This window comes from Butyrivibrio sp. AE2005, assembly GCF_000686965.1.
Taxonomy (GTDB): domain Bacteria; phylum Bacillota; class Clostridia; order Lachnospirales; family Lachnospiraceae; genus Butyrivibrio; species Butyrivibrio hungatei_A.
The window spans coordinates 1-12,179 of record NZ_JMMD01000019.1; the positions used below are offsets into that span (position 1 = coordinate 1).

Annotated in this window: 10 protein-coding genes; 9 read left to right on the plus strand and 1 reads right to left on the minus strand. The window is 38.4% G+C overall.

Features of this window, described 5'->3' with window-relative positions:
• From DL92_RS0112415 to DL92_RS0112425, 3 genes are all read left to right on the plus strand, one after another.
• The coding region (locus DL92_RS0112415; RefSeq protein WP_026667894.1) for an RHS repeat-associated core domain-containing protein at positions 1 to 2,674 on the plus strand (2,674 nt) is incomplete at its 5' end.
• Positions 2,675 to 2,676: 2 nt separating this feature from the next.
• Complete coding sequence (locus DL92_RS0112420) at positions 2,677 to 3,408, plus strand: hypothetical protein (RefSeq protein ID WP_026667895.1); 732 nt, start codon at positions 2,677 to 2,679, stop codon at positions 3,406 to 3,408.
• A 7-nt stretch (positions 3,409 to 3,415) separates the two neighbouring features.
• Positions 3,416 to 3,598, plus strand: a complete 183-nt coding sequence (locus DL92_RS0112425) for a hypothetical protein (RefSeq protein ID WP_026667896.1) — start codon at positions 3,416 to 3,418, stop codon at positions 3,596 to 3,598.
• Between the two features lie 789 nt (positions 3,599 to 4,387).
• Here the strand turns inward: DL92_RS0112425 and DL92_RS0112430 are convergent.
• Positions 4,388 to 4,864 (minus strand): methylglyoxal synthase, encoded by a 477-nt coding sequence (locus DL92_RS0112430; protein ID WP_026655443.1) that lies wholly within the window; start codon positions 4,862 to 4,864, stop codon positions 4,388 to 4,390.
• A 132-nt stretch (positions 4,865 to 4,996) separates the two neighbouring features.
• On the opposite strand from DL92_RS0112430, the gene DL92_RS0112435 reads away from it, so the two are divergent.
• From DL92_RS0112435 to DL92_RS20360, 6 genes are all read left to right on the plus strand, one after another.
• Positions 4,997 to 5,731, plus strand: a complete 735-nt coding sequence (locus DL92_RS0112435; RefSeq protein WP_026655442.1) for a hypothetical protein — start codon at positions 4,997 to 4,999, stop codon at positions 5,729 to 5,731.
• A 5-nt stretch (positions 5,732 to 5,736) separates the two neighbouring features.
• On the plus strand, positions 5,737 to 8,184 hold the full coding sequence (locus DL92_RS19205) for an amidohydrolase family protein (protein WP_051625333.1): 2,448 nt from the start codon (positions 5,737 to 5,739) through the stop codon (positions 8,182 to 8,184).
• Positions 8,185 to 8,347: 163 nt separating this feature from the next.
• Positions 8,348 to 9,367, plus strand: coding sequence for a helix-turn-helix domain-containing protein (locus DL92_RS20350; protein ID WP_051625334.1), 1,020 nt, complete (start codon positions 8,348 to 8,350; stop codon positions 9,365 to 9,367).
• A gap of 75 nt (positions 9,368 to 9,442) precedes the next feature.
• Positions 9,443 to 10,477, plus strand: a complete 1,035-nt coding sequence (locus DL92_RS20355) for a helix-turn-helix domain-containing protein (RefSeq protein ID WP_051625335.1) — start codon at positions 9,443 to 9,445, stop codon at positions 10,475 to 10,477.
• A 355-nt stretch (positions 10,478 to 10,832) separates the two neighbouring features.
• On the plus strand, positions 10,833 to 10,985 hold the full coding sequence (locus DL92_RS21085) for a hypothetical protein (protein WP_155841147.1): 153 nt from the start codon (positions 10,833 to 10,835) through the stop codon (positions 10,983 to 10,985).
• Between the two features lie 149 nt (positions 10,986 to 11,134).
• Complete coding sequence (locus tag DL92_RS20360) at positions 11,135 to 12,154, plus strand: helix-turn-helix domain-containing protein (protein ID WP_155841149.1); 1,020 nt, start codon at positions 11,135 to 11,137, stop codon at positions 12,152 to 12,154.
• The last annotated feature ends 25 nt before the right edge of the window (positions 12,155 to 12,179 follow it).

Sequence of the window (12,179 nt, forward strand, 5' to 3'; positions counted from 1 at the left end):
AGCAGGAAGAGTTAAGACAAGAAAATTTGCTGACGGTTATGAGATTGATTACGGCTATGATGTTCTTAGCCGAGTAAATAAAGTAACAGGCTCGGATGGAAGATGTGTTGAATATGAATATGACGCACTTGGAAGAGTAAAGAAAGTAATTGACGGAAGCAACACAACTCTTTATACATACACACCTACAGGCCGCCTTAAGAGTGTAGTAGATGCTCTTGGAAATGAGACAGCCTATACTTATGATGCGCTTGATAATCTTAAGAGTGTTCACAGAGCAGAAGGGCTTGTAAGTGAAGAAGAAAAATCAGGTGACATCTTCCCTACAGTAGGAAAAGACGGTCATGTGACTATCTATGGCTATGACCTTTCAGGCCGGCTTACGGAAGTTACAGATGCTCTTGGTCAGAAGGAAACTTATGAATATGACCAGTATGGAAGACTTAAGAAAAAGACTGACAGGGATAACTATGCAACAACATATGAGTATAACAATGCCGGCGGAGTAACAAAGGTAGGATATGCTGACGGAAGAAGTGTTGCATTCTCATATAACGAGCTTAATCAGTTAAATCAGATAAATGACTGGTATGGAAAGACAATCCTTGAAAATGATATCTTAGGACGCCTGACAAAAGTAACAGACTTTAAGAACAGGACTGTAGCTTATGAGTACGGTGCTACAGGTGAAAGAACAAAGCTCACATATCCTGATGGCAGAGAAGTCATCTACAATTATGATGATAGACTTCAGTTGAGCAGCGTAATCGGAAACGGAGAAGAAACAACCTATGCTTATGACGAGATTGGCCGACTTGTAAGCAAGAACTTTGCTAACGGCGTAAGCCAGGCTTATAAATACATGCCCGGTGGAAATCTTGAGAGTATGACAAGTACCGATAAGCAAGGGGTGCTTGATAAATACTTCTATTCATACAATAACTCTGGACTCATCAGTGGTATCGATAGAAACAGACGCGGTCTTGATAAGGTATCCGGAAGATATGAATACAGCTATGATGCTATAGGACGTCTTACAAAGACAACGCATGATGGAATAACGAAAGCTTCCTACGAATACGATGCATTCGGCAACAGAACAAGTATGTCGGAAACAGAGACAAAGACATCTTACACATATGATGTCCTTGATAGACTCGTAGAAGCTAAGGAACTTAATAACTCTCAGGCAATTCTTAAGACTTATGATTATGATAAGCGTGGTAACCAGACAAGGGAGTTCATAGACGGCCTCTTACAGAAGACCTTTACTTTTGATGCTACAAACATGCTTTCAAAGGTAGTTGATAAAGACAAGGGAGAACTTGAGAACCATTATAACGGACTTGGATTTAGAGTAGCATCTACAAGACCAGAAGAGAGGATTGAGTACCTTTGCGATCTGTCAAAGGATTACTATAACCTTCTTGAAAGAACAGTAAATGGAGAGACAGAGAGTTTTGTTTATGATAATAACGTGATCTCAATGTCAAAGAGCGGAAACAATTTCTATTACCTTCAGGATGAGCTTGGTTCGCCTATGTACATGACAGGTACAGATGGAGCGGCCGTAAGCGCATATGCTTTTGATGACTACGGTAGAAATATCGATCCGTTTACAGGAAAAGTGCGTAACAACAGAAATCAGAATGCATCAAAGCATGCGTATACAACAAACGGTAATATCATCCAGCCGTTTGCTTTTACAGGCTATCAGGAAGATGAGGTATCAGGACTTAAGTTTGCACAGGCAAGATTTTATAGTGCGGATATTGGCAGATTTATAGGAGAGGACCAATTTGCGGGATTGCAAAATTCTTCCAGTACACTAAATAAATATCTGTATTGTGAGAATAGTCCCATAGATTTTGTTGATAATAATGGAAAGTGGCTTAAATTTAAAGATTTTAACATAAATGATGGGTTAGGAGTTGCTGCTGTAACGGTAGGTGCAGTAGCTGCTACTGTAGGAACAATCGGTGTGGCGGCAGCTTTAACAGCAACAGCTCCGATATCGTTGCCATTATTAGTAGGATGTGGTGCTGCATTAGGTGCGGGAGTAGCATGTGATGCTTCTATCATTTCGGATTGGAAAAAGGGTGAACATGCTAATTTACGAAAAGCGGCTGTTAATACAGGTAGTGGTGCAGCAATAGGTGCTACGATTGCTACAGGTATTGGAACAGTGATGATGGAAGGCGCGTCTATTGGAACGGCAGTTGCTACCATTTTTAAGCACAGACACGTTATTAATGCGACTATTGGAGGAACAGTCAGTGCAGTAAAAGGAGATTCTTTTGGAGCGGGATTTGTTTCTACATATGTTAATAGTCGTGTTTCTGGAAAATATGGTAATTTTGCTGGAGGTTCTATCGGGACTTTTGCATATGATTCAGTTAGTGGATATGTAAAACATGAGGAAATTACCACAGAAAAATTGGTAATTACTGGGGCAAAGTCAATACTTGTTGGAATGACTCAAGCAACGGTAGGATATTTTAGAAAAGATTTCAGTGATGTATTTACAGGTCCGAATGTTAGTGATTTTGAGAAATTACTTTGGTATGGAATTAATGATATGAATAATGAATCTTTATTGGGAGAAGCGTTATCAATGGTCACTGATTATATTGTTGATAAAAAGTGTGTTTTAAAAAATGGATGCGAGGGATAAAAATGACAATTTTTTTTAGAACTATTTTGAGTTTTTGCCTTGTTTTTACGGGGCCGTTCATGGCGCTTTTCTATCTTGTACAAAATTGCTCAAAAAATGTAAGTTCATCGAAAGATAGTAGTGATAAGAAATTTTTTTATAAAGTTTTTGCGTGTGCAATACTGTTTTACATATTTGCTTTAATTCCGCAGGGATATGTTGAGGCATGGAATTATCTTGTGGCAATACCCAATATGATTGTTGAACAAAAATGTTTAGGGATAGTTATTCTTGTGTTTATGATAATCATAGTATATCCGTACTTATTAATGGTTTATGAAAAATCTGGAGTTAGCACTTATTATAGGTACAAGGCTATTAGGGAAATTTTTATTGGTATCCAGTTTTTTTGCGATTTCGGCGTAATCCTTTATTTAAGCCTGATTAATGCGCAAATAATAAAGAACTATGATTTGTGGAAGTATTTGTTGTTTGTTGATTTGGTTTTTATTATTTGTGTTATGTTTGTTAGCTCAATAAGAATTGCTTATGAAGCTACAGGACTATTTTTTGAATATAATACAATTTTTTCGCAAAAAAAGATTTATAGATATGGTGAAAACAAATTCAAGGTAACTGAGAATAACGAAAATTTTGTGGTGAGTAACGGTGAGGAAGAAATCAATATAAATAAACTTACGCAACATCAAAAGGAAGGTGTGTTAAAATTTTGGAATCTGATTGAGGAGGCGTAATATAACTATGGGTAAAAATAATATGAAGGCAATTGTAGGTTTAGTAATCAAATTGCTAGCTACAGTAATTTTAGCCATTGTCTTTTTTACTATTGGGTATGGTAGTATTGGAGTGATTTTTGGTGGAATATCACTGCTTCAACTTATTTTCATTATGTGGACAATTAAGAAAATGCAAAATCATTTTTGAATGGTATTTTGAAATGATTGAAGGTTGAAGTGACAAGTATATATGCGGTATTATCCGGATCTATTACAGGAGGGAGTTTGTGGCCTGTAGTAATAGTTCTACCTGATTCAGGATATCATTTATGAGATTAAGTAAAAGGTATGAGTATATAAGGTGCATTTTCACAGTGTTTTTGTGAGTTGCAACATTCAAGAGCATAGAAAGACGGAGTAATTTATTCTGTTTTTCAATCCACTGTCTGAGCCCATTTGGATAATCAAACTTTTTGAGGGTTTGCCAAGCGTTTTGAGGGTCTGAGTGTTACGGGGCTGTTGTTATGGTTATAGTGGGTGGCCAATAGGATAGCATATCATTATCTGTCGCCCTGGTGCGACGGCCCGACGCCCCATGGGACCCGCCGCTCGCACCGGACAGGGCTCGGTATTAAAGCAAACAAGGAAACGAAGGGAGTGCAAGGATCATCACTACATTAAAAGAACCAGAATTAGTCAGTTTCAATAACTGATTAACTCTGGTTTTGTTTATTATCACGGTAGACCCTCAAACCAAATCCTCAAACCAGACCCTCAAAGTAGCCCCTCACGATAGACCCTCAAACTGGACCCTCAAAATGATTGACCCTCAAAAACTTTGAATACCCGCCCATTTATGGGCGAGTTTGGATTGAAAGAATAAATTACTCCGTCTTTATATGCCTTGAATATCAACGAACAAAACTTAATGCGAAAATGCACCTTATATACCGGTACCTTGACCTTCTCGCATAACCTATCGGTTTAAGAATAGATCTTATTCATTCGGAAGTGTCTCAGCACGCTGTGCGATATTCTGCTTGAAATTTATAACATCATGGTCGTATTCCTCATCCATGAAACTTGAGTGAAGGAGGAAGTCTGCGGTTGCCTTGTTGTTTGCAAAAGGAATGTCGTAAACCTGTGCGATTCGCATGAGCGCTTTGACGTCAGGATCGTGAGGTGCTGCTGTGAGAGGATCTGAGAAGAATACTACGAAATTGATCTTTCCTTCTACGATCTTTGCACCGATCTGCTGATCGCCGCCAAGAGGGCCTGAATTATATCCGCGTACAGGAAGATTTGTGGCATCTGTGATCATTCTTGCCGTTGTACCTGTGCCGCAGAGAAAATGCTTTTTTAATGTCTCGGCATTATCTTTGCACCATTTGATAAGCTCAGGCTTTTTGCCGTCATGAGCGATAAGTGCAATTGATTTCTGCTTCGGAATTGTAAGTGTAATTGTATCTGACATGAAAACTCCTCCTTAATTTGAGCGTTATTTCTTTATCTCTTTTTTCCAAAATACACCATAAACATAATAGTGTCAAAGATGTAGTTTGTTAACTTTTTTGACCTTTTTGACCTGAACCCTTATAATTACGGTATGGGTAGAAAAAATTATAATTACAAAATAATAATCCTGGCACTTGTGCTTGTTATGGTGATGTGCTTTGTAGGATGCGGAGATTTTCTTTCGCAGTTTGAGGAGACGGAAGATATCTCTTCGGGACTAGCAACCGTTTCTGACGTTATGACCGGATTTGTTTCCGATGCAAGCTCTTATCTTGAGTCTGAATTTGGTATCGGAATAGAGATAGAAGGCTTTAACGATGCTGACTCTGAGGCAAAAAAGAAGATTAAAAAAGGCGTAGAGAAGGCTAAGGAAGTAAAAGAAAATCTGGAAGAAGACGGAATCTTAAGCGACCCTTCCGATATCGAGCTTCACGATGTTGACGGAAAAGGCAAAAATTACGCTTTTACCTATGGAAATGAGGAATTTTCCGCGGTATATACCAAGGACAACTGGAAGATAATTGACTCCTACAAGATTTCTAATAATGAGGATATGAAGATCATCTGCTCGGCTCTGATAGAAGAGCATCAGGTGCACGGAAGAGACATGGAGTCATACAGAACTCCCGATGACATGGCTTACGAGTGGGAACAGCATAATATTGCTTATGCATTTCTTCCTGATGACAACAGATGGAAAGCCAAAACCAAAGACGTTGACCTTAACCCTGCGGACCAGGGACTTTCTTTCACCGAAATCTATGAGCAGCAGACGGGAAAAGAGCTTACGATTGATGAGCTTATGAAGCACATGAAGGAAGGATAACGTTTATGACTTATTTTACATGTTTTTTTCTTGATGATGAAAAAGATATTATAGTAAGTCTTTACAAAGACCTTGATAGGATGTGGTATGTGCTTTCAACGCCAAACCATCACACCGGAAACCTTATAAGGAACCTCGCCGCAATATGCAAACTGACTCTTTCTGAGGATGAGAATGGGATGCTTGTTGCAAAGGGCGAGGTTCCCTGTTTTATTGACGGAAACAATGAAGAGAGCTATATATTCAGCTTGCGTGATGTAGAGATAGCCAAGATCTTTCCGGATAAAAGAGTTGAAGTCATGGCTTCGGTTCCGGCGATCGCCAAGACACTGATGAGCCAGACCAAGAACTATCAGCTTGACCTTAACAAGACTGTTTTCAAGACTTATATAAACAAGAATCTTAAGTTCAGGACCGATCTTCATACGCATATGAACGGCAACCTTCCTGCGGATATTCTTATCGCGCTCGGAATCTATCATCAGATTAGATATCCTTTGTATTATGTAAAAAAACTGAATCTCGAGCTCACTGAGAAGCAGTGGATCAAGGTTCTCAAGAACAGGGAGAAAGTCGCAAGACAGTTCTCTTCATCAGAACTTCAGGGTAAATATCTTGACAGAAAAATAGATGACAACACCTTTATCAACTTTGCGGATCTTATCCTTAATAACTTAAATGACGCGGAGCTGAACATTGTTAAGATCAGAGGCTCTCTTGCCGTTATCAAGGACGGACAGGCCGTTTTTACCAATCTTGAGAAGGTTTACATTTACAGATATATCTTTACCAAGGGAAAAGAATGTGATGAAAAGATAGATATTCACAGCGTTTCCCAGATTCCCGACGAAGATGTAAAAAGAGCTTTGGAAAAGATGTTGATGGACAAAGAAACGGAAGAATACTGTCACAATACTCTTTTTCAGGATAAGCTCCTGTGGATTGCAAGAAACTACAAAAGGCAGGGCATCTACTACGCAGAAATAAGCGATACGACACTTGTAAAAAAATATGAGTCGATCGATATGCTAAGGCAGGTGCACGAGGTTATGCCGAGCATACACAGAGAGACGGGAGTCATGATCAGATTTCTTGCCGCTATGAGAAGAATACCGCTTACGATCATCAAAGATGCGGTAACTCCGGCAAATTATCTTGAGCAGAATCTCGAAGTTCTGAAAGCAACGGCACTTGATCCGTATGTGGCGGGATGCGACTTTGTTGGAGAAGAGATAAATGACATTATAACTTTGAAGCCCGCTTTTAAAGAGATAGTGAAGATCGCGGCCAAAGATCCTTCGTTTGTTATAAGAGTTCATGCGGGAGAGAACGACAGCCAGAAAGATAACATCTCGCACAGCATACAGTGTGTAAGAGAATCACTTGCTCCCGGACAGCAGATGCCGCGTATGAGACTTGGACACGGTCTATATACCTACAGCCCGAGGTCTCAGAAGGGAAAAGAAGTCCTTAAACAGCTTAAGGAAAACGGCGTGGTTCTTGAGTTTCAGCTTACGAGTAATGTACGACTTAATAACCTTAATTCACTTGATAAGCACCCTTTGAAGCAATATCTGAAACAGGGGCTTAAGTGTGTTCAGGGAACCGACGGAGCGGCTCTTTACGGAACAAATTCGGTGGACGAGCAGCTTTCGCTTGTTAAGATGCTGGGACTTTCTGATAACGACATTAGCCTAATGAAACAGGCGGAGACAGAGATAATAGAGATAAGCAGAGCATCTTACGCGGCCAAGAAAGAAGCGTTCAATGCTCTTATAAAAGACAGGGATATGGAAGAAGTGCTTCTTGAGAAGATGAAAGCCGTTAAGATATCGAAAAAGAGACCTTCTTCAAAAAATCTTTTACTCGATGCCAATAAAGAACTCAAGGATCGCATAAGAGAAATTTCCTGGTCACATTTCCCGGTCGTGCTTCTTGGAGGCAGCTTTAATACAGAGAACAGAGCTACAAGAGTTACCAAGGAAGGTGCTGCGCAGCTTGATGCCCTTATGGATAAGCTTAGTCCTGAGGAAGTCTGCTTTGTCATAGGACATAAGCTGTCCGGATATGAAAAGTACCTTCTTGATAACAACAAGAAGAATTTCATTGTATATGCGGTTGTTCCCGCCATGATCACCGAGAAGGAAAAAGATATGCTTCTTTCTTATAATGTCAGGATTCGGGTTTCTACGGAGACTCAGGGAATGGGCATTTACAAGAGCTTTAACTATGAGATATTTGAGAGAAGACCATCAATGGTCGTTGCCTTTGACGGAAACAGCGCCGCAGCCAATCTCATTCAGGAAGCCAAGAACGGAAAAGGAAAATCCCACATTTTGGTCTGGGGACATTCCAAGACACTTCGTCAAAAAGCGCTTTCGCTGAAAGGTTATGTAGACATTTTTGATGAAGAAATGACCCTGGGGGACGGGGTTATAGGACCAAAAATCTGATAGTAAACGAAGAACTGTATCTTCTTCAGATGCAGTATTTATGCGGGGTACCATTATGGAGCCCCGCTTTTTGATGTCTTTTTGTTGAAAAAAAATATGAGACACGAGATACTAAAGCAAACACATCTGCAGGTGAAAAAATTTTGAAAGGAACGGTTTTGTTATGGTCGAATTTGGGGGGCAACTTAGAAGTGCGAGAGAGATAAAAGGATTGACGCAAAAAGCTCTTGCCGATCAATTATATGTAACTAGGCAGACAGTTTCCAGGTGGGAGTGCGGTGATCGTTATCCGGATATTATTACATTAAAGAAATTATCTCAGATTCTGAGTGTCAGCCTTGACGACCTTTTATCCGGAAAGGAGATGTCGAAAGTGGCGGAAAAGAATCCTGTGGTGGAAAATAAGGCAATTAATAATTTTACAAGTGTACTATATTCTTTTGTGGTGCTTCCTGTTTTTATACAACTGGCGATATTCGTAGCATTAATATATTTTAAGGCATATGACAGATTTGGAGGTTCCCCTCTTACTTTAAGTAGTATTGTATATAATCTGGAGCAGATAGTTTTAATAATAATCTTTTCCTATGGCATATATAATGCGGTAAAAGATACATTGACACCTAAGAAGATAGGAATAATACTTTTTATATTTTTTATAGCACATTTATTGTTTACCGGCGGATTGAAAATTTTTTATCAGGTTCCAAATTATGTGGAAATGATCAAACATGCAATGGATCCGGATGGTGAGAAGTATGGTGTGGCTGTTAATAATGTAGGATCATATTATAAGACTATAATCATTAGTATATTCAGAATATTGTGGAGATATGTCATACCTTGCATTTTGGGAGCAATAGCTTCATTTTTCTTCTTTATCAGGGAAGGAAAAAGAAAATTATGGGTGAATATGCTGACAATTGCTTCCGGACTACGAATACTTGACACAATAAGCTCATTTATTAAATGTTTTAAGCTGGAAAAATTTTATACCATAAATAATTCTTTAGCTACCCTTGAGGGAGTAGTTGCTGATGCAAATCAGTTAATAGTAGACTTTGTACTTGGAATAGCTCTATCCGTTCTGATCATTTATCAAACGTATACTTTGTATAGAAAAAGAAAAACAGCTATGGATTTAGATGGCGAAGAACAACTTAAAGAAGCACCGGCACAATGAGTCGTGAATCGCAGATATTTACTGGGATGCACCATATAGGTGCATCCTTTTTTCAGGTGGTGCTTGTATAAAATAATGGGAAATGAGATACTGACTTCAACATCTTGCGCAGATGAGAATATAGATTTTTTGGAAGGAATTTTTTTATATATGGTAGAATTTGGCGAGCAACTAAGAATAGCGAGAGAAAGGAAAGGGATGACGCAGCAATCTCTTGCGGATCAATTGTTTGTGAGTAGGCAATCAGTTTCACGTTGGGAACGCGGTGAACGTTATCCTGATCTTATTACGACAAAAAATTTATCTCAGATTCTGGAAGTGAGCCTTGATACTCTGTTATCAGGAAAGGAGATGACAAAAGTGGCGGAAAGAAATCCGGTAGTTGAAAATAAAGTGGTAAATAATATGACAGTAGCTCTTTATGCTATTGTGGCTATATCTTTTTTTATAAAAATTGCAGAGAGAGCAATGATTTTTTGTATCCAGTCATTTAAGTCTTTGACTGAATTAAGACCGATGAATTACATGCATGGTTCAACAGATGAAAGAATCGTGATTTTAAGAAATGCAGTTTACATCATTGTTTTTTCGTTTGCGTTATACCATGCAATAAAAGAGACATTGACACCTAAGAAAATGGGATTGGTTATGGTGGGCTTCTTCACAACACTGTTTTTACTTGATGGAACTACGGTAGCCTATTATTTTACGAGCTTTTATAGTTGCGCGGTTAGTGATGGATTTATAGGTAATGCCAATACTATGGCGTGGTTTCGAAAAACATTGGTTGAATTTATGCAAGCTACCGTCCCGGGAGGGATAGGAGCAGTCGCCTCATATTTCTTTTTTATACGTGGAAAAAATCATAAAATGTGTGTAAATATGATTACAGCTGTATCGATCATAGGGATAATTGGGAATTTATTATTTATACAACATGATATCAGCAAAGCGAGAATGTTTTTTACCGGAGCATCTATGATCACAACAACTGCCAGAGAGACGGCGGCAGACTTTGTGCTTGGAATTGCGGTATTTGTTCTGATTATTTATCAGACGCATACCTTGTATAGAAAGAGAATAACAGCTATGAATCTGAAAGAAAAATAGCCTCGAAAGGAATTGGTTTAAATATGGTCGAATTTGGTGAACAGCTCAGAAAAGCCATAAGAGAGAAAATATGTAGAAAAAGAACCTATTGAAGCATCAGCTCATTGATTTGTGTAACACCACAGAAGATCCGTAGTGATATTCTGTGGTGTTTTCTTTTGAAAAAAAATAACATATAATGTGACGCTAAAACCTTGATTTTACCGAATGTCACCATATTGGAGCGCTTATTCTCCGATGCGTTGCTTGTAATATTCCCGGCTGAAAAAGATACTGAAGATAACTTCTTTGAAAGCGAAAAAGCAGATTTTATGTTGAATATATTTTTTTGAAGAATCATGGGAGGAATATAGGTATGTCAGCATTGATTTCATTGTTTGGAAATATTATAGGTGTTTATCATTTGTTCTTGGGAGTATTTTTGTTTGTCTGGTTATTTGTGTTTTTCGTAATTGGGGATAGTTACGATATGAGCGATGATATTCTTGCAAGCATGAAAGAAAAATAGCATGTGTTATTCATACTTTTTAATAAGTGGGAATAAAATACTCAAACCCAGTATCTATGCGGGTGCAACGGCGTGGAGCTTGTAATTTTTATAGGGGTAAGTGATACTTACGATAACATCATGCGCAGATGAAAAAATAGATTTAAGTTTTGAAAGGAATTGGTTTAAATATGGTCGAATTTGGTGAACAGCTCAGAAAAGCCAGAGAGGAAAAAGGAATGACTCAGCAATCGCTGGCTGAACAATTATATGTTAGTAGACAATCGGTTTCCCATTGGGAATGCGGCGATCGTTATCCCGATCTTGTTACGGCAAAGAAAATATCTCAGGTTCTGGAAGTGAGCCTTGACGACCTTTTATCGGGAAAGGAGATGATAAAAGTGGTGGAAAGAAATCCGGTAGTTGAGAATAAAACAATAAATAATCTTACAATTGCGCTGTTAGCGCTTATTGCACTTTCGTATTTTTGGGAAATAGCATGGAGAGCTATGTTCTGGTATGTTGATAAAGATTCAAGTTTCTTTTCGGAGTGGTCGGCAGCACTGGGGCCGATGATTCTTGTGATTGTTTTTTCATATGGTTTGTATCATGCAGTAAGAGATACATTAACACCAAAGCATATAGGAGTTATCCTGATCACATATTTTGCTATTGAGTTAATTAATCATGGTGGTCTTTATTTGTCCAATATTGGAAGTAGCATTACGAATATAAAAGAATATTCAAGGGGAGCTGACAAACAATCCCTTATAAAAAGCTTTTTAGGGTTCCAATTGAGAGGTGTGTTGACTGTCTTTTTGCCATATATTCTTGGAATAGTTGCTTCGTTTTTCCATTTTATCCGCAAAGGAATGCGTAAATTGTGGGTGAATATGATTATAATCGCAGCCTCAATAAAAATAATTGATTCAATATACTTATTTGTTATAAGGATAACGTATCAGAAATTTGAAGTTGCAAACAGCAGTAATGTCGAGTATTTTATTGTGGACCAAGTAATTAAAGAATCAGTGGCACAGGCTATTCTTGAAATTGCATTATGCATTTTGATTATTTATCAGGCAGTTACTTTGTACAGAAAAAGGCGAAATGCATTTGATCTGAGTGGTGAAAAAGAGATTGCTGAAGCAATGACCCTGGGGGACGGGGTTATTGGACCAAAAATTTGATAGTGAACTAAACTTATGAATGTGC

Coding starts and splice junctions, on each gene's coding strand:
- DL92_RS0112420 (WP_026667895.1), top strand. CDS start 2,677: ATGACAATTTTTTTTAGAACTATTTTGAGTTTTTGCCTTGTTTTTACG.
- DL92_RS0112425 (WP_026667896.1), top strand. CDS start 3,416: ATGGGTAAAAATAATATGAAGGCAATTGTAGGTTTAGTAATCAAATTG.
- DL92_RS0112430 (WP_026655443.1), bottom strand. CDS start 4,864: ATGTCAGATACAATTACACTTACAATTCCGAAGCAGAAATCAATTGCA.
- DL92_RS0112435 (WP_026655442.1), top strand. CDS start 4,997: ATGGGTAGAAAAAATTATAATTACAAAATAATAATCCTGGCACTTGTG.
- DL92_RS19205 (WP_051625333.1), top strand. CDS start 5,737: ATGACTTATTTTACATGTTTTTTTCTTGATGATGAAAAAGATATTATA.
- DL92_RS20350 (WP_051625334.1), top strand. CDS start 8,348: ATGGTCGAATTTGGGGGGCAACTTAGAAGTGCGAGAGAGATAAAAGGA.
- DL92_RS20355 (WP_051625335.1), top strand. CDS start 9,443: ATGGGAAATGAGATACTGACTTCAACATCTTGCGCAGATGAGAATATA.
- DL92_RS21085 (WP_155841147.1), top strand. CDS start 10,833: ATGTCAGCATTGATTTCATTGTTTGGAAATATTATAGGTGTTTATCAT.